Below are 21896 nucleotides of genomic sequence, written 5' to 3' on the forward strand. Positions count from 1 at the left end.
CTCACGGCTGTCACTCTGCCGTGCACCGTTCGCCGTACATCTGCACCGAAAGGAGCAGGCGTGCGGCGCCTCACTGGGGCTGCAGGTAAACCACCGTCGCGAGCGGCACGCGCTCGCGGATGCGTTCCTCCGCGCCGCGCAACGCCTCGGCCACCTGCCCGTCCGTGACGGTGACGCGGGCCGCCACCAGCAGTTCCTCGGGGCCCAGGTGCAGGGTACGGAGCTGGGTGAAGTCGCGGATGGCGCTGTCGTGGCGCAGCACGTCCTCGATGGCCCGCTGGATCTCGGGCGACGCCGCCTCCCCGATGATCATGCTCTTGGTCTCCCTGGCCAGCGTCACCGCCACGACGATCAGCAGCAGTCCGATGGCGATCGAGCCGAGACCGTCGAAGAGCGGGTTCCCCGTGAGCAGGGCCAGCGTCACCCCGACGAGCGCGAAGGCCAGCCCTGCCAGGGCCGCGGTGTCCTCCAGCAGGACCACGGGCAGCTCCGGCGCCTTCGCCTCCCGGATGTACCTGGCCCACGACCGGCCGCGGCGCACCCGGCCGGCGTTGCGGACCGCCGTACGCAGGGACAGCCCCTCCATGACGATGGCCGCCACCAGCACCCCGACCGCCCACGGCCAGCTCTCCAGCGGATGCGGGTGCGCGACCTTCTCGTACCCCTCATAAAGCGCGAACAGCCCGCCGCCGAAGAACAGCACCACCGACACCAGGAACGCGTAGAAGTACCGCTCCCTGCCGAAACCGAACGGATGGTCGGGCGTGGGCTCCCGCTCCGCCCGCGTCCGCCCGAACAGGAGCAGCCCCTGGTTGCCCGAGTCGGCCACCGAATGGATGCTCTCGGCCAGCATCGACGACGACCCGGTGAAGACGAACGCCACGAACTTCGTCACCGCGATGCCGATGTTGGCCGCCAGCGCCGCCAGCGTCGCCTCCTGAGAACCGCTCCCGCTCACCCTGCCCCGCTCCTTCCGCCGCCGTCCACAGCGACATTGCCCAGTACCCGGGACGGGGCGGGACAAGCTTCGGGGGCGACGGAAACTGCCGGACGCCAGGCCGACGACCCGCCCCGCTCTCCACCTTGCGGCCTCGGCGGGTGCGGGACGTGGGCGATGCGCCGGGGTTATCGTGCGGGACGTGAGCGATGTGATCGAGTCCCACCGCGAACGCGTACGAGCCGCCGACCCCCTCGTCGCCGTCACGGACCTCGGCAGCGTCACGGATCTCGGCGGCGGCTGGTTCGAGACCGCCGGGGCCGTCGGCGCGTCCGCCACCATCACGGCCGACCCCGCCGCCCGCGCGGTGCACTGGGGCCCGCCCACCACCCACTCCCTGCACGCCAGAGCCGCCGGCGACGACCCCGCGGACGCGCTCGGCCGCCTCCTCGACCGCTGGATCGCCGCCCTCGACCCCGAGCCGGGCTCCGGCCTCGTGGTGAGCTGGCCCAGCCGGGACACCGCACCGGTCGCGGCACTGGCCAGGAGGGGGTTCGCACCGCGTTCCGTCCGCGCCGTACGCACCCGCCCCGCCGCCGCCGGCGAGCCGCCCTCCCCCGGGGTACGGCAGGCGTCGGCGGGCGACCTGGACGCCCTGTGCGCGCTGTACCTGGAGCTGGTGGGCTACGAGGCGCAGTTCGGCTGGATCGAGGTGCTGCCCTCGACGCCCGCCGCCGCCCGCGCCGAGATCGAGGGCAAGCTCGCCCGCGGCGACGGCTGGTGCTGGCTCGCCGAGACGGGCGGCGAGGCCGTCGGCATGCTCGCGGTCCACCACCCCGCCCACGCCGCCGGGCCCGCCGCTTGCGTGAACGCCTCACCGGTGGCGTACGTGGGCTCCATGTACGCGCGCCCGGGCAGCCGGGGGCGGGGCGTCGGCGCCGCGCTGGCCGCCCACGCCCACGCCGAGGCGGCGGCGGCCGGCGTCGGCACGATCCTGGTGGACTACGTGGCCCCGAACCCGCTGTCCGGCCCCTTCTGGTCCCGCCAGGGCTACCGCCCGCTCATCACGACCTGGGGACGCCTCACCCCGTCCGGCCACGGGGCCGCCCAGCGTGGTGGTTCAGCGGGGTGACGGGAGGACGGAAAGGTCGCAGGCGTAGGCGTCGGGCGGGGCGTTCAGCAGCCAGACGATCATCGCTGCCAGCGACTCCGGGCGGATGCAGGTCGCCGGATCGTACGGCCGCCCGAAAGCGCTCCTGACCTCGCCCAGCAGGTCGGTGGCCGTCGCCGCCGGGTGGACCGTGGTGACCCGTACCCCGTGGGCGGCCTCCTCCTCCCGCAGCGAGTCGGCCAGCTCCCGCAGCGCCGCCTTGCTGCCCACGAACCCCGACCAGCGGGCGACCCCCGTCAGGCCCGGCGAGGCGTTGACGAAGATCACGTGCCCTCTGGAGCGGCGTAACGCGGGCAGCGCCAGCCGGACCAGCTCGGCGGCGGAGGTCACGTTCACCGCCATCGTCCGCCGCCAGGTTTCGGGGTCGGCGTCGGCGACGGCCGCGACGGGCGAGATCCCGGCGCAGTGCACCAGCGCCTGGACGTCGTCCAGGGGGCCGACTGCGGCGGCCAGCGTCTCGGGGGCGGCGAGGTCGGCCTCGATGCCCGGGACGTCCAGCCGGCCGATGTCGCGCCCCACGGCGGTCACCTGGTGGCCGGCCTGCGTGAGTGCGCTGACCAGCGCCGTTCCGATGCCTCCGGTGGCGCCGGTCACCAGCACGTTCCCCATCGACTTCCCCTCTCCAAGATCGCCCCGATCCTCGCACCCGCCGGGCCGTCCGTCATCCCGGGGACGTGGTGAGGAAGACGTCGCCGTTGCCGAGCGCCTCCCCGCCCTCCGGTGCGCCGTACGTCAGGCCCGCGATCGCGACCTGGCCGGAGGCGGTGGCGGCGGCGTACAGGTTGGGCTCGGCGAAGGGGTCGACGGCGTCGTCCCGCGCGGTGCCGAGCTGGCCGGCGGCGAGCTGCCGGCCGCGGCCGTCGAGGCGCAGGGTGAGGACGTCGGCGCCGCCGGCCGGCACCCCGACCCGGCCCCGCGTGTGCCCCGCGACCAGCACCTCGCCGCCCGGCAGCGGCACGATGGCGGCGCCCTCGTCGGACGCCGAGGTGGCGAGGGTGTGCTGCCAGCGGCGCTTGCCCGAGGAGGTGTGGGCGACGGTCAGCGCGTCGCCGCCGGAGGCTCCCGTGGCGACGGCCAGGCCCGAGGTGGTGACGGTGACCGCGTTCAGCCGGTCGTCGCCGCCGCCCCCACGGCGGCGGCCCACTTCCTGGCGGCGCCGTCGGCCGGGTAGGCGGCGATCCAGCCGTCCAGGCCTCCGAGCGCGGTCGTGCCGGGCATGGCGGCCCCGGTGCTGCCGACCACGTACACGGTGGTGTCGGCATCAATGGCAGCGTCAGTGCGGGCGGCTGCGGCGGTGGTGGCTGCGGTGGTGGCGATGCCGGTGGCCTTGTCCTCGCCCGGGCCGCCGTACTGGCGGATCCAGGCCACCTCGCCGCCCGCGGTGAGGCGGGCGACGACGGCGTCCTTGTCGCCGGCGTTGGGCCCGTCGAGAGCGCCCTTGGTGTAGCCGGCCACGTAGGCGCCGCCGTCGGGGGCGGCGGTCAGGCCGTACAGGCGGTCGGCCGCGTCCGGCGCGCCGAACTGGGTGATCCACCGCACCGCGCCGTCCGCGCCGAGCCGGACCACGAACGCGTCGTCGGCGGCGTTGCCGGGGTGCCGGCCGTCCAGGTCGCCCTTGGTGTAGCCGGCCGCGAGCACCCCTCCGTCGGGCAGGGCCGCCAGGCCGTAGAGGCGCTCGTCGGCCGCCGTGCCGAGCTGCCTGGTCCACTTCCCGGGACGGGTGACGACGGCGTCGAGGCGGCCGGCGTGCGGCTGGCCGGCGACGGGGCCGGAGGCCGCGTACGCGAGGGTCAGGGAGCCGTCGGCGTGGGCGGCGACGCCGCCGGCCCAGTCGGTGCCGGGCGTGCCGTGCAGCGGGGCGGGCAGGCCGGTCGGCGGCGTGGTGCTCAGGCCGGGGCCCAGCTCGGCCATGGCCTGCTCGAACGCGGGCGTCCACACCGTCCAGTCGTGGCCGCCGTCCAGGACGCGGAGCTGCGCGGAGATCGCGGGCGAGCGCCTGGCGGCGTTGTAGAGGGCGGCGGACTCGAAGTCGAGGTCGTGGCGGGCGTCGGCCGGGGCGGGGTTGGCGTACTCGTCGTCGCCGACCGCCACGAACAGCCGGACGGGCAGGTCCGGGTCCAGCCCGGGCAGCAGCGCGGGGTAGTTCAGCTCCCGGTACACCTCGTCGGAGAACTTCGTCCCGCCCGCCCCGAACGCGCCGTGATCACGGGCGGAGGAGTCGGACGGCGGCAGCGGCGTGTAGACGGCCGGGCTCAGCACGGCGGCGGCGCCGAACAGGTCCTGGTGCGCGAGCGCGAACCGCAGCGCGCCCGCGCCGCCCATGGAGTAGCCGCCGACGAGCCGCGCCTGCCTGATGGGCGCCGTCCGGTACGTGGCGTCCACGTGCGCGACCAGGTCCCGGGTCAGCGCTGTCTCGACGGGACGTCCGGGCAGGTCCGCGCCGGTGTAGCGGGAGTCGACGTACCAGCTGCCGCGCTCGCTCCAGGGCGCGTCGGGCATGACCGCGATGACGGGCGGGATCCGCTTGGTACGGATCATGTCGTCGAGCGTCGTGCGCACCCGCGTCCACGCCTGCATGGTGTCGCCGCGCCCGTGCAGCAGGTAGAGCACCGGGTAGCGGGCCTCGCTGCGGTCGTAGCGGGCGGGCAGGTAGACGTTGTAGGCGATGTCCTCGCCCAGGGCGGGCGAGGGGGCCGCGCCGGTGGCGAGCGTCCCGCTCACGCGCACGTCCGTCTCGCCTGGCGGTGCCGTCAGGACGAGCGCGAGTAAGACGGCGAGCACGCCGGCGAGGGTCCATCGGGGTACGGGGGGCATGCACTCTCCTGTAAACGTTTACCGTAGGCACGTGGCCGTTTCGGGAGAGTGTAGATCCACCCCGGGGCGGCTCGGGGCCGTGCCGCGGGAGTCCGCGGCACTGCGACCCGGAGCTACGGGCGGGTGTCGGCGAGGTCGTTGGCGGCGATGTAGCCGAAGGTCATGGCGGGGCCGATGGTCGAGCCGGAGCCGGCGTAGCTGTGGCCCATGACGGCCGCGCTGGCGTTGCCGGCGGCGTACAGGCCGGGGATGACCGTCCCGTCGGCGCGCAGGACGCGGGCGCGGGCGTCCGTGCGCATCCCGCCCTTCGTGCCGAGGTCACCCGGGATGATCTTGAACGCGTAGAAGGGCGGCAGCCAGAGCGGGGCCAGGCACGGGTTCGGCCTGACGAGGGGGTCGGCGTAGTAGCGGTCGTAGGCGCTGTCGCCGCGGCGGAAGTCGAGGTCCTTGCCGGTGGTGGCGAAGGTGTTGAAGCGGTTGACGGTGGCGCGCAGCGCGGCCTGGGGGACGCCGATCTTCTGGGCGAGTTGCTCGACGCTCCACGCCTGGAACGCGGCGCCGCTGTCGAACCAGGCGGCGGGCAGCGGCAGCAGGGGTGCGACGTCGCGGAACAGGTACTTGTTGCGGTAGTGCTGGTCGACGATCAGCCAGGCGGGGATGTGCGGGTCGGCGGCGCTGTTGCGGTCGTACATGACGTGGACGACGTCGCTGTACGGGGCGCCCTCGTTGACGAAGCGCACGCCCTTGCCGTTGACGAGGATGCCGCCGGGCAGGGTGCGCTCGGCGAGGCAGAAGTAAGGCTCGCCGGGCAGCGGGATCGAGGGGCCCCACCAGGCGTCGTCCATGAGGTCGAGCGCGGCGCCGGCCCGCTCGCCGGCCTCGATGCCGTCGCCGGTGTTCTCCTTGGCGCCGACGGTCCAGCTCGTGCCGATGGGCTGGCGCTGGAACTCGGCGCGCATGGCCGCGCTGTGCTCGAACCCGCCGGACCCGACGATCACGCCGAGCCTGGCCCTGATGGAGCCGGACGGGGTGCGCACGCCGGTGACGCGGCCGGCCTCGCCGGTCAGGTCGAGCAGCGGGGTGTTGAGCAGCACCGGGACGCCGGCGGCGAGGAGCCCGGCGCGCAGCCCGGCGGCCAGTGACTGGCCCATGGTGAGCGGCTTCTCGCCGCGCAGCGCGGCCTCGGTGCCGCGCAGCAGGCACGCGGCGCTCACCTCCAGGCCCTTGGGGTTGACGGCGGCGAGCGTGAGCCACTTGTAGTCGGCGCTGTGCACGACCATGCCGGCCGGGCTGGGGATGTACGGGGCGTTCAGCCGGGCCAGCTCGGCCCCGAGGAGGTTGCCGTCGAGCTGGGCGGGCTCGATGGAGCGGCCGTCCGGCATGCCGCCGGGCAGCTCGGGATAGTAGTCGGAGTAGCCCTGCATGAACCGGAAGCGCAGCGGGCTGTTCCGCAGCACGAACGAGATCATTGCGGGCCCGGCGGCCAGGAACGCGCGCTGCCGTTCGATCGGCACGGTGTCGCCGACGACGCGGGCGAGGTAGGCGGCGGCCTTGGCCGGGGTGTCCTGGACGCCGGCGGCGAGGATGACCTCGTTGTTGGGGATCCAGATGCCGGCGCCGGAGCGGGCGGCCGAGCCGCCGAACGTGGGCGCCTTCTCGATCACGACGGTGCGCAGGCCGCGCTTGGCCGCCGTCAGCGCCGCGGTCATCCCGGCGGCGCCGGCGCCGACGACCACGACGTCGTACTCGGCGTCAGCGAAGGAGGCGTCGGAGGCGTCGGCGCGGACGGGCGCGCTGCCCAGTGTGGCGCCCGTGACCAGCGCGCCGCCGGCGACGGCGGCGCCGCGCAGGAGGGTGCGGCGGGTGGGCCCTGCGGGTGTGGGCCGGTGGTCGTTGATCCCGACATGCGCCCAAGCATGCGCTTGGTTGTTTCGCCTGTCAACGGCCGGTTTCCTAGGGAAATTCCCAGGGCCGTCCCGGACTCGGCGCGAGGCGCGCGGGCCCTACGGTCGTCCTGCCGGCGCAGCACAGCGGCGGCGGGCGGCGGAGAACGGAGGGCGCCATGGCCGATGGCACAGAGCTCCGCATTCACGGCGTCGCCGGCAGCGCTCCCCAGTCGGTGCTGTTCGCCGACCCCGTGCCGGTGACCGCCGACGCGTCGGGCGTCGGCGTGTACGCGCCGTTCCCCGACACCGTCCCCGGCGTCCACCGCCAGGCCTACGTCTGGGGCAACCTCACCTCCGGCGGGCGGTGGCGGGCGTTCTGGCTGCTCCTGCTGCCGTTCGCGCTGTCGAACATCGCCTTCTTCATGACGCCCCGCTGCGCGCCGCCCGCGAAGGAGCGCGGGCACGCGCTGCGCCGCGCGGTGGAGGTGGGCCACCGCTGGTTCGCGCTGGCGCTCACCTGCACGATGATCACGGCGACGGCGGCCGCGTCGATGGACGTCGTCGCCTGGCAGTCCGTCCGGACGACCGAGGTCTCGGCGTTCCCGCCGGTCCGGTGGCTGACCACGGCCGCGAGCGGCGATCCGGCGCTCCGGTTGGCGCTCGCCTCGCTGCTCCCCCTGGTGGTGCTGGCCGCGCTCTGGCGGGTGGCCCACCTGACGTGGGTCAAGCTGGACCGGTACTGCCCCGACGGCACGGACTGGCAACGCACCCCGCCCGATCCCGATCTCCCGCTTCTCGCTCACCCCGGCATGTGGAACGGCGGCGATCCCGTCGGCCGGATGCGTTCCCTGCACGTGGCGATCGGCTTCGCCGTCATCGCGATCCTGATGGCGGCGCCGTTCACCGCCCGCCCGCTCTTCGCCGCGTTGTGGGTCGCGGAGCTGGCCGTGCTCGTCGTCACGGTCGCGCTGGCGGCGCTGCCCCAGGTGGCCAGGCGCTACGGGGCGGGCGGCGCGCCGGGCTGGGTGGGCCGGCTGGAGCTGGCGTGCAGGCTCGTGCGGGACGTGGCCGTGGCCGGTTACGCCCTCGCCTTCGCCGCCCTGGTCGTCGCACGGCCGTACGCGCCGCCGGAAGGCGCCCTGCCGGGCTCGCACGCCCTGCAGACCTGGCTGTTCCTCGCGCAGGTGATCCTGCTGGTCGCGATCGCCGTCCCGACCTACGCCCTGTCCAGGATCAGCGCCGCCCCGGGCGATGCCGGGCTCCGGTACGGGCGGGCCATGGGCGGGATGGCCGCCCCGGTCACGCTGCTGCTGGCGTGGATGCTGACCAAGGGGTTCGCCATCGGGCTGGCCTTCACGGTGGCCGAGATCGTGGGCCGGCCCTCGTACCCGGGAGGTGCGGGCAGGGACGCCATCGTGCTGCCCGCCGCCCACTGGTGGGCGGCGCCGGCGGGCCTGGCGACCCTGCTCGTGGCCGCCGTCGTCGCCGGCTGGCTGCTGCGGGTGCGGTCCGCCGCCGCGAAGGAGCCCCGGCGCGGGGAGCGGGTGAGCGAGAGCGTGCGCGGGGCGTGGGCGACCGCGGAGCTGACCGACCGCTGCGGCACCGTGCTCACGGCCCTGGCGCTGGTCCCGGTCCTGGCGATCGCCACCGTGGGCGTCACGACGGTCACGGCCGCGAAGCCGTGGGAGGGCTGGGTGATCGCCCTGAGCGTCGCCGTGCTCATCTGCCTCACGGCCGGGTTGCTGCTGCTCGGCTGGCAGGCGTACAGCAACACCGCGTTGCGCCGCACGGTCGGGGTGCTGTGGGACATCAGCACGTTCTGGCCGCGCGCCACCCATCCGCTCGCACCCCCGTGTTACGCCGAACGGGTGATCCCCGAGCTGGTGACCCACGTCCGCGGCCTGCTTCAGGACGGCGGCGGCCGGGTCGTGATCTCCGGGCACAGCCAGGGCAGCGTCATCGCGGCGGCGCTCGTGCTGCAGGTGGATCCGGAGGTCAGGACGCGCACCCGGCTGCTGACCCACGGCTCGCCGCTGTGCCGCCTGTACGCGCGCTACTTCCCCGCCTACTTCGGCGCCGGCATGATCGAGGCCGTACGGCAGGCGCTGCGCGATCCGGCCCGGCCGGCGGAGGCCACCTGGCGCAACCTCTACCGGCGCACCGACCCCATCGGCGGGGCGATCCTGGCCGGCGACAACGACGTGGACCTGTGCCTGCGGGACCCCGAGCGCGACGGCGAGCCGGTCCGCGGGCACGGCGACTACTACGTGGACGCCGCCTACACCCGCGTCCTGACCGGCTGGATCACGCCGTGATCACGCGGGCGTGCCGTGCCGGTGCCGGGGGCCGAGCGCGCGCAGCAGGTCCAGCGCCTCGGTGCCGCCGGGCGGCGGCGTGAAGATGCGCAGCCGCTGGTCCGCCGCCGGCGTCGCCAGCAGCTCGCAGTCGAACACGATCCGGCCCAGCTCGGGATGGACGATCCGGTACGGGTGCGAGCGGCGCACCGCGACCTCGTGCCGTTCCCAGAGCGCCGCGAACTCGGGGCTGGCCGCGCGCAGCCGCGTGACCAGGGCGCGCGACGCCGCGTCGTCCCCGCGGTGCGCCACCGCGGCCCGCAGGTCGGCGACGAGCTGCCGGGCCAGCTCCTCGTGCTCCTCGGGCGCGAAGTGGCCGCGGACGTATGGCTCGGTGAACCAGCGCAGCACGATGTTGCGGTCCTCGGGCGCCACCGTGCACACGCAGCCGAACAGGGCCTGCGCCAGGTCGTTCTGGGCCAGCAGGTCGCCGAGGTCGCTCAAGACCTGCACCGGCACGCTGTCCAGCCGGTCGAGCAGGTACAGCATGCTCGGCCGCAGGTATTCCCCCGCCCGCGCCCCCTCCGGCGGGCGGTGCCCGGCGAGCAGGTACAGGTGGTCCCGCTCGTCGACGGTCAGCCGCAGCGCGCGGGTCAGCGCGGCCAGCACCTGCGCCGACGGCTGCGGGCTCCTGGCCTGTTCGAGGCGCATGTAGTAGTCGGCTGAGATGTCGGCGAGCGCGGCGACCTCCTCGCGGCGCAGGCCCGGCGTGCGCCGCCGCGGCCCCTCCACGAGCCCGACGTCCCGGGGCGTGAGCCGTCCCCTGGATCGGCGCAGGAAGTCGGCGAGTTCGTCGCGGTTCATCCCCATGTCGGTAGTGATATCACCCTTCGTCGCTTCGCATCCTCGGAGCGCCGGTCCTAGGGAGAGCGGTCCGTTCCACGGCCCCCTGGGGCGGCGGCATGGTGGAGCCGCAGCCGACAACGGGAGCAAGGGGAGAACGATGAAGGCAGTGCGGTTTCACGAGTACGGCGGGATCGAGGTCCTGCGGGTGGAAGAGGTGGAGCGGCCGGTGCCCGGCCCCGGGCAGGTGCTGGTCAAGGTGAAGGCGGCCGGGATCAACCCGGGCGAGGCGTACATCCGCGTCGGCGGGGTGCACGGGCGGTGGCCGGCGACGTTCCCCTCCGGGCAGGGCACCGACCTGGCCGGCGTCGTGGTGGAGCTGGGCCCGCACGCGCGCGGCTTCGCGGTGGGCGACGAGGTGCTCGGCTACACCCACCGCAGGGCGAGCCACGCGCAGTACGCCGTGGTGGACGACACGGCGCTGACCGTCCGCCCGCAGGGCCTGTCCTGGGACGTGGCGGGCTCCCTCCAGGTGGCCGGCGCCACCGCGTACGCCACCGTGTTCGCGGTCGAGCCGGACCCCGGTGACACGGTCGTCGTGTCCGGGGCGGCGGGCGGCGTCGGGTCCCTGGCCGTGCAGCTCGCGCGGCGGCGCGGGGCCACCGTGATCGGGCTGGCGAGCGAGCCGAACCACGCCTGGCTGAAGGAGCACGGCGTCGTCCCGGTCGCGTACGGGCAGGGCGTGGCCGACCGCGTCCGGCAGGCCGCCGGCGGGCGCGTGGACGCGTTCATCGACACGTGGGGCGACGGCTACGTGGAGCTGGCCGTGGACCTGGGCGTGCGCCCCGAGCGCATCAACACCATCCGCGACTGGCACACCGCGGCCAAGGTCGGCGCCCGCGCCTACGGGGAGAGCTCGGCGACGTCCGCGGTCGTGCTCGGCGAGCTGGCCCGCCTGGCCGCGCGCGGGGAGCTGGACGTGCCGATCGCCCGCACCTACCCCCTCGACCAGGTCCGGGACGCCTTCCGCGAGCTCGAACGGCGGCACACGCACGGCAAGATCGTGCTCAGGCCGTGGCCGGACGAGGAGCGCTGATCACCTCCCAGGGGGAAGCTCGACGCCGGCCGCCCGCAGCCGCGCCTCGACCAGCGCGTTCAGCCGGGTCCACGCCGGTTTCCCCGCCTCCCCGTGCCGGCTGAGCAGCCCGTAGCGGATCGCGCCGTCGGCCCGCTCCCGGAGCGCGGCCGGGACGGGCAGCAGGCCGGGGTCGGCGAGATAGTGGTCGGCCAGGGCCTCCGCCAGCTCGTCGACGCGGGGGTCGTCCGGCTCCCACCCGGCGGCCTGCCACAGGCGCTTGATCAGCGCGACGTACCGGGGATCGGCCAGAGCCCGCTCGACCCGGGAGACGTAGTCGTCGAAGCCCTCCGGCACGAGGGCCCTGATCAGCACCAGGCCCTCCCTGGCCATCGTCACGTCGTCGGCGGTGAAGCCGAACTCGGCGGCGGCCCTGTCCAGCTTCTCCAGCACGTGGGCGGGCAGCAGGGCCCGGTCGCCGGTGACCAGCCGGCGCAGCATGTCGCGGCGCGCGACCAGGTCGTCGATGCGCTCGTCGAGGCGGCGTTCGACGTCCGCGAGCGCGGCGGCGAACCGGTCGGGGCCGGCGTCGAGGATCGCCCCGACCTCGGCCAGCGGGACCCCGGCGGCGGCCAGCGTGCGGATCTGCACCAGCCGCAGCAGGTCCGCCGACCCGTAGCGCCGGTAGCCGGAGGCGTCGCGCCGCGGCTCCCCGATCAGCCCGAGCCGGTGGTAGTGCCGCACGGTCTTCACCGTGACGCCGGCGAACGCCGCCGCCTGCCCGATCGTGACGCCCGCCGTCATGTGCTCAGCCGCCCGTCACTCGCCGGCCGCCCGTCGTCCGCTGTCATCCGCTCAGCCGGCCCCTCCTACGTGGGGGGCGGCGGCGGCCAGCTCGCGCACCGCGTCCGCGACCGCGCGGAAGTCCTTGCGCAGGATCGTGCCGTGGTTGCTCGCCACCTTCGCGCTCACCTTGATGTTCGGGTTGCGGGCGAGCACGGGGGCGAGGCTGTCGCGCATGCTCTCCATTTCAGCACGGCCGCCGCCCAGGTTGCCGCCCGTCGCGGCCACGTACCGGACGGGGAACGGCACACTGTCCAGGACCGGGCCGAGCGCCGCGTAGATCTCGCACAGCTCGATGTTGCTGTCGGCGTGCTGCCGCGCCGACATCCGCGCGGCCATGCCCATCCTGGCCAGCAGCGGCAGCAGCCACGCCGACCGGCGCCACAGCCGCCGGATCCGCTCCTCGGCGTAGGAGAAGTCGTACGGGTACGCGCCGTCCACGCACACCACGCCGAGCACCCGCTCCGGGTTGCGGCTGGCCCAGTGCAGCGCGACCGGCGCGCCGTAGGACCAGCCGGCCAGCAGCGGCCGCTCCACGCCCCTGGCCGCGAGGACGGCGCCGACGTCGCGGACGTTCGCCTCGAACGAGTAGTCCGCCGACCGCCCGGACCGGCCGCGCGCCCGCATGTCGTAGGTGATGTGCCGGAACGCGCCGCCGAGCTCGGCGACGACCCGCCGCCAGTACGCCTGGGTGGCGAACTGGCCGTTGAGGTAGACCACGGGACGGCCGGGGCCGCCGGTGTCGGTGACGGCCAGCGCGGTGTCGTCGACCGGCACCAGGCCGGTCCAGGTGGAGGTGGTGGTGGTCACCCGTTCAGCGTGCACCCTGACCCAAGGTCAAGGTCAACGGCCGCCGATCGCCTCGGAGGCGTACTCCCACAGCCGGTCCGCGGCGGCCGGGTCGACGGACCAGGTCGCGACGCCCTTCTTGGCGTCAGGCCCGCCCTGGACCACCTCGGCCTCCTGGTTGTCGTGGGTGAAGAAGCGGCCGGTCACGCCGTCCATCAGCGGGGAGGCGGCGAGCAGCACGGAGGTGGCCGCGCCCTGCTCGGGGGTGGTGAAGTGGGCGGGGGTCAGCAGGTTGCCCTCCTCGTCCATGGCGCCGGCCGCGCGCATGGCGTCCGCGTCGAGGTGCCGCTGCAGGTTCGTGTGGACGTAGCCGGGTTCGAGGGCGTTCGCGGCGATGCCGTCGCCGGCCCAGCGGCGGGCGGCGGCGACCGCGAGCAGCACGTCGGCCGTCTTCGACTGGGCGTAGGCGATCCACGGGTCGTACGGGCGGCGCTCGAAGTGCGGGTCGTCGAAGTCGACCGGCGCGAGGAGCTGGGCGCCCGAGCTGACCATGACCACCCTGGCGCCGCCGGCCTGCCGGAGGTGGTCATGAAGGCCGGTGATCAGCGCGAAGTGCCCGAGGAAGTTCGTGGCGAGCTGCAGCTCCCAGCCGTTGGCGGCGAGCCGGCGGGCGGGCAGCGCCATGATCCCGGCGTTGGCGACGACGGCGTGCACCGGCCCGCTCCACCCGGCCACGAACGCGCGCACCGACTCCAGGTCGCTCAGGTCGAGGGCCCGCTGGCCGGGCGCGGGGTTGCGAGTGGCGACCGTCACCTCGGCCCCCGCGGCCGCCAGGGCCCGCACGGTCTCCAGGCCGATCCCGGAGGCGCCGCCGGTGACGATGATCCGCCGGCCGGTGAGGTCAACGCCGGCGAGGATCTCGGAGGCGGTGGTCCTGCTGGTGAACGGAGTGGTGATGAGTGCCATGAATCCAGAGTAAGAACGTCAGGCTGGACGGAGAATACTCATCCGTCCGCGACAGTTGCGCGAGCGTCCAGACACTGCGAGCTTGACCTTGTCACTGGCGTCAGCGTTTACGATCGGCCCGCCCGCCATCGACGAACGGACCCGCATGAGCACCGACCCGAGCCTCCTCCTCCAGCACGACCAGAGCTTCTTCGACGCCCTGACGGCCGCCGACGCGGGCCTGCTCCGGAGCCTGCTGTCGGACGACTTCGTCCTGGTCAGCGTCGAGAACGGGGCCGTCGCCGACAAGGAGCTGCTGCTCGGCCTGGTCGCCTCCGGCTCGCTGAGCTTCCCCCGCATCGACGCCTTCCCCGAGGAGTCCGTCGTGCGGTTCTTCGGGGACGTCGGCATCGTCGTGGGCCGTACCGGGATGAACTTCACCGGCCCGGACGGCTCCGCGTTCCACGCCGCGAGCCGCTACACCCACGTCTACGCCGCCACCCCCGCCGGCGCCTGGCAGCTGGTCTCCGCCCAGGGCACCGCGATCACGACCTGACCCGCGGCTCCCCCGGGGCCCCTCCCCTGGTGCGCTCGCGGCGGCCTCGACGGTCGGGGTCGTCCTGCGCCGCCCCCGGCGGGGCGGCGCACGGTCCTGAGGCGTGATCAGAAAACCTGGGCCAGGCAGCCCAGGGCGACCGCCACCACGATGACGGCCACCGCCAGCGCTCTCACGGAGCTCGGCAGACTCAGCACGACGACCTCCCGTTCACGCGCAGTACCGGACGAGCCATTCGTCCGCGTCGTAGGCCCAGCGGGCCGGGTCGGGGGCGGTGGCCGGGTGCTCCTCGACCGTGTCCTCCGGCCGGACCCGCTCGGGCAGCCGGCCGAAGCGGCGGCGGCGCGCCGTCTCGGCGGCGTCCCGGACGGCCGGCATGTCAGGCGGCCTTCGCGTTGATGGTGACCGGGATGTTGCCGCGGGTCGCCTTGGAGTAGGGGCAGAGCTGGTGGGCCGCCGCGCCCAGCTCCTCGGCCGTCCGCTGGTCGACGCCGCCGAGCTCCAGATTGAGCACGGCGCTGAGGCTGAACTCGCCGTCGTCGCCGTGGTGCAGGGTGGCCTCGACGGTGATGGCCGTGCTGGTCGGCTTGATCTTGCGCTGCGCGGCCGCGCGCCTGACCGCGCCGAGGAAGCAGGAGCCCCAGCCGGCGGCGAAGAGCTGCTCGGGGTTGGTGGCGCCGCCCGCGCCGCCGAGCTCCTTCGGGATGGCGAGGGTGGTGTCGAGCATGCCGTCGTCGGCCTGGACCCGGCCGCCGTTGCGGCCCTCGCCCGTGACGGTGACGACCCCGGTGTAGCTGACAGCCATGGCTATGTCCCTTCTGAACGGGTACGCCGGGGAACGCCTTCAACGTCACCGGCTTAACTGGTGACGATATTGGCAACTCCGGCGTCACCTGTCAAGCCGGTGACGCTCGTACGGGACTCGGCGGCGCGGCGCCTGCACCGCGCAGCAGCGTGTCCACCACGACGTCGGCCGCCTGCGCCGGGCTCAGGCCGGGCAGCCGCTCGGCGGCGTGCTCCAGCAGCGACGGCAGGACGGTCGCCACCCAGCCGGGCGGCAGGTCGGAGCGCAGCAGCCCCTCGTCGGTGGCCCGCCGCAGGAACAGGTCCACCTCCTCGATCAGGCGGCGGCGGCGCTCGCGGATCGCCTCCTCGCGCAGCATGCGGCTCGTCTCCACCGGCCATTTGCGGTTGACGGCGATGATGCCCTCGGCGTACCGGTGCAGCGCCACCGCCACGGGGGCCTCGCGCAGCCGGGCCGCCGCCACCGCCTCCTCGACCGCGTCGTATCGTGCTCCGTAGACGGCGGCCATGAGCTCTTCGCGGGAGGCGAAGCGGCGATAGACGGTGCGACGGTCCACCCCTGCCGCGGCGGCGATGGCGGCGATGGTCGCCGAGGGGTCGTCGGCGAGCATGCGGGCGCCCGTACTCAGGACGCGTTCGAGGTTGCGTGTCGCATCTGCTCTCACCTCGCCAAAGGTACCGGCTTTCCTGTCACGGACAAGTGGAATCTAACCCTTCAAGCGCTACGCACATGAGGCGGTTGAGATCGCTTTTGCCCGTGCCTGCCGGCGGGCGGCTACGCACAGTCGAATGACTGAACGCTTCCGCCGCCCGGGCCGCCGTGTCCTGCTCGGACCGGGATTCCGCCTGGCCGGCGCGGGTAGCGTGCCCCGGTATCCCGCCGTCATCTGACTGATGTGCGCAATCCTCCGCCGGACGACAGTAGGAGCAGGCCGCGAACCGCGCGGCCGGACACACGGAGGACTTCCATGATGAACAGGCGCACCTTCGGCAAGGTCGTCGGTCTGGCGACCGGCGCGACCGTCGCCTCGCTGGCGGGCCTGCCCGCCCTCTCCACCGCCGCCGCGGACGCGCGGGGCACGGCCCCGACGCTGCCGCCCGTCACGCCCGGCACGCACACCTCGTTCCCGGTGCTGAAGCAGGTCAGGGCGGGCGTGCTGAACGTCGGCTACGCCGAGCTGGGGCCGGCGCGCGGGCCGGTGGTGATCTGCCTGCACGGCTGGCCGTACGACATCCACAGCTTCGTGGACGTGGCCCCGCTGCTGGCGGCGCAGGGTTACCGCGTGATCGTGCCCTACCTGCGCGGTCACGGGACGACGCGGTTCCTGTCCTCCCGTACGGTGCGCAACGCCCAGCAGTCGGCGATCGCCCTGGACATCGTCGCGCTCATGGACGCACTCAAGATCGAGAAGGCGGTGCTCGCCGGCTTCGACTGGGGGTCGAGGACCGCCGACATCATCGCGGCGCTCTACCCGCAGCGCTGCAAGGCCCTGGTGTCGGTGAGCGGCTACCTCATCACCAACCTCCAGGCCAACCTCTCCCCGCTGCCGCCCAAGGCCGAGTACGCCTGGTGGTACCAGTACTACTTCGCCACCGAGCGCGGCCGCCTGGCCATGCAGGACAAGGACAAGCGGCGCGAGCTGGCCCGCCTGGTCTGGGACACCGTCTCCCCGACGTGGAAGTTCGACGACGCCACCTTCGACCGCACGGCCGCCGCCTTCGACAACCCCGACTACGCCGCCATCGTGATCCACAACTACCGCTGGCGGCTGAGCCTGGCCGAAGGCGAGCGCCGCTACGACGCGGTCGAGCAGCGGCTCCAGGCGCGGCCGGTCATCACGGTGCCGACGATCGTCCTCGACGCCGAGCTCGACCCCTTCACCGCGCCGAACGACAGCGGCTACCGCGACCGGTTCACCGGCGCCTACGAGCACCGGACGCTGCCGGGCATCGGCCACGACCTGCCGCAGGAGGCGCCGACGGCGTTCGCGCAGGCCGTCGTGGACGTCGACCACCGCTGATCCGTCACGGTCTCGCGTAGGTTCACTCTCTAAGTGCTACGCTAATGAGACAGTTAGAGTGCACAAGGAGATCCCCATGGCCAAGACCTGGCTCATCACCGGCGCGTCCCGCGGCCTCGGGCGCCGCCTCGCCGAAGCCGTCCTCGACGCCGGAAACCACGTCGTCGCCACCGCCCGCGACCCCAAGCAGCTCGACGACCTGGTGGCCCGGCACGGCGACCGCGTGCGGGCGGTCGCGCTCGACGTGACCGACGCCGCCGCGGCCGTCCGGGCCGTCGAGGCGGCCACCGGCGCCTTCGGCCGCCTCGACGTGGTCGTCAACAACGCCGGCTACGGCAACAGCGCGGCCATCGAGGAGATGCCCGAGGACGACTTCCGCGCCCAGATCGAGACGAACCTCTTCGGCGTCGTGAACGTCACCCGCGCCGCCCTGCCCGTCCTGCGCGCCCAGCGGTCGGGGGTCTTCGTGCAGGTCTCCTCCATCGGCGGGCGCGTCGGCGGCACGCCCGGCATGGGCGCCTACCAGACGGCGAAGTTCGGCGTCGAAGGCTTCTCCGAAGTTCTCGCCAACGAGGTGGCGCCCTTCGGCGTCAAGGTGATCATCGTGGAGCCGGGCGCGTTCCGTACGGACTGGCAGGGCTCGTCCATGGAGATGCACCCGGTCGGCCCCGACTACGAGCAGACCGTGGGGGCCATCCACCGCTTCCGGCGCGAGAGCGACGGCACCCAGCCCGGCGACCCGGCCCGCGCCGCCAGGGTCATCATCGACGTCGTCCGCGACGCGAACCCGCCGCGGCGGCTGCTGCTCGGCAGCGACGCCGTCGCCGCCGCCCAGAAGGCCGGCGAGCTGCGCGCCGCCGAGACCGAGAAGTGGGCCGACGTGAGCCGTTCGACCGACTTCCCCGCCGGCGAGCGCTGACCTTCCGGAGGCAACCCCATGAACGCCAGACCCAGGGGGTGGCGCGCGCCGCCTCGTGACTCGTCCTCTTGACAACGAGAAGGATGGGCTGATCATGCGCTGTGAAGCATTGCATAGGAAGCTTTCCTATTTAATACTGCGATCAGCGCAGCGTATCGCGGTGCACGCCCGAACATCCCGCCGGTGCGCGTGACGCCCCGCCCCGCCGACTCGGCGCCTTACTGTCCGGAGGTTCCCGTGACCCGTCGTGTCCTCACCCTCCTCGCCGCCGCGCTCACCAGCCTCGGCGCCCTCACCCTCACCTCCACGGCCGCGCACGCGGCGGTCGTGGAGGTGACCTTCGGCCCCGTCTCCCTCGGCGACTACTGCGCCGCCAAAGTCAACTCCTCCTCCACCATCGGCTTCTACAACGGCAGCCTGGGCTGCTACCGCTGGAGCACCGGCGGCACCGGCACGACCCCCACCGGCTACGGCAGCGCCTCCGCCGCCTGCGCCTACCTCAGCCCCGCCGCCACCTACATCAGCCACGCCCAGGGCCCCAGCCAGTCCCTCAAGTGCACGTACGCGGCCTGACCCGCTTCACAGCTCGCAGATCGTGAACGTCAGGCTCCTGCTCGCCTTGGCGTGCGTCAGCAGCCGGAACACCACCGTGTGCCGGCCCGCCGGGAACGAGCTCAAGGGGTTGCGGCGCAACACGTCCGACCCGTTCGTCAGGAAGCCCGTCAGCCAGCCCTCGTCCTGGCCGTCCACGATCCAGCGGTAGCCGTACTCGATCTGCCTGCCCGAGGTTCCCGACAGGCGCGCGACCGGGAACGTGCTGGGGTGGTAGCAGCCGCCCATCTTCGTCCCGTCGAGCGTCACCGACACCAGCCGGACGCTCTCCCCACCCGAGGTGTCCGTCGGCTTCGGCGCGGCCGTCGTCGTCTTCGGGGTGCGCGGGGGCGTGGTCCTCACGGAAGGGCGTCCGGTCGGGGTGGCCGCCGGTTTCTTCGTCGCCTTCGTCGCCTTTTCAGCCGGCTTGCTGGGAGTCGGCGTCGCAGGAGACGGCGTGGTGGCGGCCGGCGGGACGGCGGCGGGCGGGGCCGCGCCGGGCGTGGACGGTGGCAGCAGCGTGATCGCCCCCGCCACCAGGACGCCCGCCACCGCCACCGCGCCGACCCCCATCAGCACCGGCGCCCTCTTCCTGCCGGCCGGAGGCATCGTCGGGTGCCCGTGCGGAGAAGCGTCCGGGCGGCCGGGCGGCGGAGCCATGGGCTGTCCGGGCGGCGGGGCCATCGGCTGTCGGGATGGCGGAGCCGTGGGAAGGCTGGGTGGCGGAGCCGTGGGAAGGCTGGGTGGCGGAGCCGTGGGAAGGCTGGGTGGCGGCGGGATCGTGTGGGCGCCGATCAGCCACAGCAGGACGTCCTGCATACTGGGCCGCGCCGCCGGGTTCTTGGCCAGGCACGCCTGCACGATCGGCCGCAGCGGCCCGGGCAGCTCCCCGAGATACGGCTCGTCGTGCAGGATGCGCCGGATCACGAGGGGCAGCGAGTCGTTCCCGAACGGCGGCGCCCCCGTCGCGGCGAACACCATCACCCCCGCCCACGCGAACACGTCGGCGGCCGGCCCGACCGGCTCGCCCGCGAGCTGCTCCGGCGCCATGTAGGCGGGCGTGCCGACGATGCTGCTCGTCACGGTCAGCGAGTGCCCCATGGCGCGGGCGATGCCGAAGTCGATGACGCGCGGCCCGTCGCGGCCCAGCAGCACGTTGGCCGGCTTGAAGTCGCGGTGCACCACCCCGGCGCGGTGGATCGCGGCCAGCGCCGTCGCCGTCGCGACCGCGAGCCGCTGCAGGTCGGCGCCGGTGTGCCGGCCCGCCTGGCTGAGCGCGGGCCCCTCGACGTACTCGGTGACGATGTACGGCCGCCCGCCCAGCGAGGCGTCCAGCACCTGCGCGATGCAGAACGGCTCCACCCGCCGCGCCGCCTCGACCTCCTTGGCGAAGCGGTGATCGCCGGCGTACCCGTCCTGGAGCACCTTGACGGCCACCCGCCGCCCGCCGGGCGCCTCCCCCAGGTACACCACGCCCTGGCCGCCCTCACCCAGCCGCCCGAGCAGCCGGTACGGGCCGACGGCGGCCGGATCCCCTTCCCTGAGCGGCCCCATCATTCGGTCCCGGTGGGGCAGATCCGGAAGGTCAGCGTCCGCGAGACCGTGCTGGGCGAGGTCAGGCGGAGCGTGACCCGGTGGGAGCCGACCGGCTCGACCAGCGGGCCGATGACCTGCTGGGTGTGGCTTTCGGCGATGTAGGAGGTGGAGCGCCCGACGACCTTGCCGTCCAGGATCCACTGGTAGTCGAACTGGGTACGCAGCTTCGTGCCCTCGACCACGGCGAAGATGTTCGACTGGCCGACCTGGCAGTCCTGGGTGTTGGCGGTTCGCGCGCCCTGGGCCCGCAGCGAGACGATCCGCAACGTGCCACCGCCCTCGGCGGCCGTCCTGGTGGGCCGCGCCGTCCGCGTCGTGGGCGCGACGGTCGGCTCCTTGCTCTTCCTGCTCGGGGTGGGGGACGGCGTGCGGGTGGGGGACGGCGTGCGGGTCGGGTGCGGCGTGCGGGTGCGCTTCGGGCGCTTGCGTTCGGCCGTGGGGCCGGGTTCTTCGGTCGTCGTCGCGGGCAGGGCCTGCGGGCTCGAACTCGGAGGCCGCTCCCCCCAGACGTTCGTGACCCCCCAGGCGACCCCGCTCACGACCACCAGCGTCACCGCACTGGCGACCCCCGCGACCAGCCACATCCGCCCCGCCCCGTGCCGGGGCGCCGTCGGCGGCCCCGCATCCCCGGGCCAGGACGCGCCCCCACCTCGACCGGCCATCATCTGCGGCGCCCCGACCGCGCCCGGATGAGGAGGCGCCGGCGAGCCCACGGCCGCGGGCTGCTGCTGGGCGCCGCCGAGCAGCCGCAGCAGCACGTCCCGCATGCTGGGCCGCCGCGCCGGATCCTTGGCCAGGCAGTGCAGCACCACGGTGCGCAGCGGCTCGGGCAGGTCGCCGAGCTGCGGCTCGTTGTGCAGGATGCGGTTGATGACGGCGGGCAGGGTGTCCTCGCCGAACGGCGGAGCCCCGTTGGCCGCGAACGCCATCACCGAGCCCCACGCGAACACGTCCGCCGCCGGCCCGATCGGCGCTCCGGCGAGCTGCTCCGGCGCCATGTACGCGGGCGTCCCCATGACCCCGCTGGCCCCCGACGGCCCGGAGTCGGCCGAGCGGGCGATGCCGAAGTCGATGACGCGCGGCCCGCCCGGCCCGAGCAGCACGTTGGCGGGCTTGAAGTCGCGGTGCACGATGCCCGCCTGGTGGATGGCCGCCAGCGCGGTCGCCGTCGCGACCGCGAGCCGCTGCAGGTCGGCGCCGGTGTGCCGGCCGGCCTGCTGGAGGGAGGGCCCGTCGACGTACTCGGTCACGATGTACGGCCGGGGCCCGCTCAGCGAGGCGTCGAGCACTTGGGCGATGCAGAACGGCTCCACCCGCCGCGCCGCCTCGACCTCCTTGGCCAGCCGCCCGTCGCCCCGCCCGTCGCGGAGCACCTTGATCGCGACCAGCGCGGTGTCCGGTCGTTGCCCCAGGTAGACGACGCCCTGGCCGCCCGCCCCGAGGCGTCCGAGCAGCCGGTAGGGCCCCACGGCGGGGGGATCGTCCTCCCGGAGCGGTTGGGCCTGCGGCATGACTCTCCCATAACGGCATCAACGGATCTTCAGCACCATAGCGGGAATGTCGGTATACAGGGGAAGCAGTTCGCAGCATCGCGACACCGGCCGGGAACCATCGCTCCAGCCCCCCGGCACCCATGGAACTCGATACCAGAAAACCCCACAATGGGCGGATTGTCCGTTTTCATGGCAAGATGCGGGACGTCCAGCGTGTTCCGGATCTGGAGGAATCCCATGCGCAAACCCCTCGGGGTGCTCGCCGCCGTGCTCGGCCTGGCCGCCTGCGCCCCGTCCACCGGCAGCACGCAGGGCGCCC

Annotated in this window: 21 protein-coding genes; 7 read left to right on the plus strand and 14 right to left on the minus strand. The window is 74.0% G+C overall.

Annotation, left to right across the window (positions count from 1 at the left end; all coding sequences use genetic code 11):
• Window positions 1-70: 70 nt before the first annotated feature.
• Window positions 71-958, minus strand: coding sequence for a cation diffusion facilitator family transporter (locus tag KIS93_RS16655; RefSeq protein WP_080036722.1), 888 nt, complete (start codon window positions 956-958; stop codon window positions 71-73).
• Window positions 959-1139: 181 nt separating this feature from the next.
• On the opposite strand from KIS93_RS16655, the gene KIS93_RS16660 reads away from it, so the two are divergent.
• On the plus strand, window positions 1140-2069 hold the full coding sequence (locus KIS93_RS16660) for a GNAT family N-acetyltransferase (protein ID WP_186404275.1): 930 nt from the start codon (window positions 1140-1142) through the stop codon (window positions 2067-2069).
• On the opposite strand, the gene KIS93_RS16665 is transcribed toward KIS93_RS16660, so the two are convergent.
• The 4 genes from KIS93_RS16665 to kstD form a co-directional block, all read right to left on the minus strand.
• Window positions 2058-2717, minus strand: coding sequence for an SDR family NAD(P)-dependent oxidoreductase (locus KIS93_RS16665; protein WP_080036720.1), 660 nt, complete (start codon window positions 2715-2717; stop codon window positions 2058-2060). The genes KIS93_RS16660 and KIS93_RS16665 overlap by 12 nt on opposite strands.
• Before the next feature lie 52 nt (window positions 2718-2769).
• Window positions 2770-3252, minus strand: a complete 483-nt coding sequence (locus KIS93_RS16670; RefSeq protein ID WP_080036719.1) for a hypothetical protein — start codon at window positions 3250-3252, stop codon at window positions 2770-2772.
• Window positions 3213-4922, minus strand: coding sequence for an alpha/beta hydrolase-fold protein (locus KIS93_RS16675; RefSeq protein ID WP_080036718.1), 1710 nt, complete (start codon window positions 4920-4922; stop codon window positions 3213-3215). Before KIS93_RS16675 ends, KIS93_RS16670 begins: the two co-directional genes overlap by 40 nt.
• 113 nt (window positions 4923-5035) lie before the next feature.
• Window positions 5036-6820, minus strand: a complete 1785-nt coding sequence (kstD, locus tag KIS93_RS16680) for a 3-oxosteroid 1-dehydrogenase (RefSeq protein WP_186404337.1) — start codon at window positions 6818-6820, stop codon at window positions 5036-5038.
• Between the two features lie 164 nt (window positions 6821-6984).
• On the opposite strand from kstD, the gene KIS93_RS16685 reads away from it, so the two are divergent.
• On the plus strand, window positions 6985-9123 hold the full coding sequence (locus KIS93_RS16685; RefSeq protein ID WP_080036716.1) for a hypothetical protein: 2139 nt from the start codon (window positions 6985-6987) through the stop codon (window positions 9121-9123).
• On the opposite strand, the gene KIS93_RS16690 is transcribed toward KIS93_RS16685, so the two are convergent.
• Window positions 9124-9966 carry a helix-turn-helix transcriptional regulator gene (locus KIS93_RS16690; RefSeq protein ID WP_222107495.1) on the minus strand — a complete coding sequence of 281 codons (843 nt, stop codon included), beginning with the start codon at window positions 9964-9966 and terminating at the stop codon, window positions 9124-9126.
• A 139-nt stretch (window positions 9967-10105) separates the two neighbouring features.
• Between KIS93_RS16690 and KIS93_RS16695 the strand changes: the two genes are divergently transcribed.
• Window positions 10106-11041 (plus strand): NADP-dependent oxidoreductase, encoded by a 936-nt coding sequence (locus tag KIS93_RS16695; protein WP_080036714.1) that lies wholly within the window; start codon window positions 10106-10108, stop codon window positions 11039-11041.
• Here the strand turns inward: KIS93_RS16695 and KIS93_RS16700 are convergent, their stop codons facing one another.
• The 3 genes from KIS93_RS16700 to KIS93_RS16710 are packed head-to-tail and all read right to left on the minus strand — an operon-like array spanning window position 11042 to window position 13618.
• Window positions 11042-11824 carry a MerR family transcriptional regulator gene (locus KIS93_RS16700; RefSeq protein WP_080036713.1) on the minus strand — a complete coding sequence of 261 codons (783 nt, stop codon included), beginning with the start codon at window positions 11822-11824 and terminating at the stop codon, window positions 11042-11044.
• Window positions 11825-11875: 51 nt separating this feature from the next.
• Window positions 11876-12673, minus strand: a complete 798-nt coding sequence (locus KIS93_RS16705; protein ID WP_230465972.1) for an alpha/beta fold hydrolase — start codon at window positions 12671-12673, stop codon at window positions 11876-11878.
• Window positions 12674-12706: 33 nt separating this feature from the next.
• Window positions 12707-13618 carry an SDR family NAD(P)-dependent oxidoreductase gene (locus KIS93_RS16710; RefSeq protein ID WP_080036712.1) on the minus strand — a complete coding sequence of 304 codons (912 nt, stop codon included), beginning with the start codon at window positions 13616-13618 and terminating at the stop codon, window positions 12707-12709.
• 145 nt (window positions 13619-13763) lie between these two features.
• Here KIS93_RS16710 and KIS93_RS16715 point away from each other — a divergent pair, with 145 nt between their 5' ends.
• On the plus strand, window positions 13764-14153 hold the full coding sequence (locus KIS93_RS16715) for a YybH family protein (RefSeq protein WP_080036711.1): 390 nt from the start codon (window positions 13764-13766) through the stop codon (window positions 14151-14153).
• 210 nt (window positions 14154-14363) lie between these two features.
• Here the strand turns inward: KIS93_RS16715 and KIS93_RS16720 are convergent, their stop codons facing one another.
• From KIS93_RS16720 to KIS93_RS16730, 3 genes are all read right to left on the minus strand, one after another.
• Window positions 14364-14531, minus strand: coding sequence for a hypothetical protein (locus KIS93_RS16720; protein ID WP_168007479.1), 168 nt, complete (start codon window positions 14529-14531; stop codon window positions 14364-14366).
• Between the two features lies 1 nt (window position 14532).
• Window positions 14533-14958: an organic hydroperoxide resistance protein gene (locus tag KIS93_RS16725; RefSeq protein ID WP_080036710.1), complete on the minus strand. Its 426-nt coding sequence runs from the start codon at window positions 14956-14958 to the stop codon at window positions 14533-14535.
• A 91-nt stretch (window positions 14959-15049) separates the two neighbouring features.
• Complete coding sequence (locus tag KIS93_RS16730) at window positions 15050-15622, minus strand: TetR family transcriptional regulator (protein WP_186404276.1); 573 nt, start codon at window positions 15620-15622, stop codon at window positions 15050-15052.
• Window positions 15623-15925: 303 nt separating this feature from the next.
• Between KIS93_RS16730 and KIS93_RS16735 the strand changes: the two genes are divergently transcribed.
• The 3 genes from KIS93_RS16735 (at window position 15926) to KIS93_RS16745 (ending at window position 18470) form a co-directional block, all read left to right on the plus strand.
• A complete protein-coding gene (locus KIS93_RS16735) occupies window positions 15926-16978 on the plus strand; it encodes an alpha/beta fold hydrolase (protein ID WP_080036708.1) in 1053 nt (350 codons plus the stop codon).
• A 76-nt stretch (window positions 16979-17054) separates the two neighbouring features.
• Window positions 17055-17897, plus strand: coding sequence for an oxidoreductase (locus KIS93_RS16740; protein WP_080046463.1), 843 nt, complete (start codon window positions 17055-17057; stop codon window positions 17895-17897).
• Between the two features lie 237 nt (window positions 17898-18134).
• Window positions 18135-18470, plus strand: a complete 336-nt coding sequence (locus KIS93_RS16745; RefSeq protein ID WP_080036707.1) for a hypothetical protein — start codon at window positions 18135-18137, stop codon at window positions 18468-18470.
• Between the two features lie 6 nt (window positions 18471-18476).
• Here KIS93_RS16745 and KIS93_RS16750 read toward each other — a convergent pair whose 3' ends face one another.
• Together KIS93_RS16750 and KIS93_RS16755 are read right to left on the minus strand one after the other, a co-directional pair.
• Window positions 18477-20045: a serine/threonine-protein kinase gene (locus KIS93_RS16750; RefSeq protein WP_080036706.1), complete on the minus strand. Its 1569-nt coding sequence runs from the start codon at window positions 20043-20045 to the stop codon at window positions 18477-18479.
• Window positions 20042-21595 carry a serine/threonine-protein kinase gene (locus tag KIS93_RS16755; protein WP_080036705.1) on the minus strand — a complete coding sequence of 518 codons (1554 nt, stop codon included), beginning with the start codon at window positions 21593-21595 and terminating at the stop codon, window positions 20042-20044. The genes KIS93_RS16750 and KIS93_RS16755 overlap by 4 nt, the downstream gene beginning before the upstream one ends.
• Window positions 21596-21896 lie beyond the last annotated feature (301 nt).

The sequence above is a fragment of the [Actinomadura] parvosata subsp. kistnae genome (genome assembly GCF_900323885.1).
Lineage (GTDB): Bacteria > Actinomycetota > Actinomycetes > Streptosporangiales > Streptosporangiaceae > Nonomuraea > Nonomuraea composti.

Coding starts and splice junctions, on each gene's coding strand:
- KIS93_RS16665 (WP_080036720.1), bottom strand. CDS start 2,717: ATGGGGAACGTGCTGGTGACCGGCGCCACCGGAGGCATCGGAACGGCG.
- KIS93_RS16675 (WP_080036718.1), bottom strand. CDS start 4,922: ATGCCCCCCGTACCCCGATGGACCCTCGCCGGCGTGCTCGCCGTCTTA.
- KIS93_RS16685 (WP_080036716.1), top strand. CDS start 6,985: ATGGCCGATGGCACAGAGCTCCGCATTCACGGCGTCGCCGGCAGCGCT.
- KIS93_RS16690 (WP_222107495.1), bottom strand. CDS start 9,966: ATGAACCGCGACGAACTCGCCGACTTCCTGCGCCGATCCAGGGGACGG.
- KIS93_RS16695 (WP_080036714.1), top strand. CDS start 10,106: ATGAAGGCAGTGCGGTTTCACGAGTACGGCGGGATCGAGGTCCTGCGG.
- KIS93_RS16700 (WP_080036713.1), bottom strand. CDS start 11,824: ATGACGGCGGGCGTCACGATCGGGCAGGCGGCGGCGTTCGCCGGCGTC.
- KIS93_RS16710 (WP_080036712.1), bottom strand. CDS start 13,618: ATGGCACTCATCACCACTCCGTTCACCAGCAGGACCACCGCCTCCGAG.
- KIS93_RS16715 (WP_080036711.1), top strand. CDS start 13,764: ATGAGCACCGACCCGAGCCTCCTCCTCCAGCACGACCAGAGCTTCTTC.
- KIS93_RS16720 (WP_168007479.1), bottom strand. CDS start 14,531: ATGCCGGCCGTCCGGGACGCCGCCGAGACGGCGCGCCGCCGCCGCTTC.
- KIS93_RS16725 (WP_080036710.1), bottom strand. CDS start 14,958: ATGGCTGTCAGCTACACCGGGGTCGTCACCGTCACGGGCGAGGGCCGC.
- KIS93_RS16735 (WP_080036708.1), top strand. CDS start 15,926: ATGATGAACAGGCGCACCTTCGGCAAGGTCGTCGGTCTGGCGACCGGC.
- KIS93_RS16740 (WP_080046463.1), top strand. CDS start 17,055: ATGGCCAAGACCTGGCTCATCACCGGCGCGTCCCGCGGCCTCGGGCGC.
- KIS93_RS16750 (WP_080036706.1), bottom strand. CDS start 20,045: ATGATGGGGCCGCTCAGGGAAGGGGATCCGGCCGCCGTCGGCCCGTAC.
- KIS93_RS16755 (WP_080036705.1), bottom strand. CDS start 21,595: ATGCCGCAGGCCCAACCGCTCCGGGAGGACGATCCCCCCGCCGTGGGG.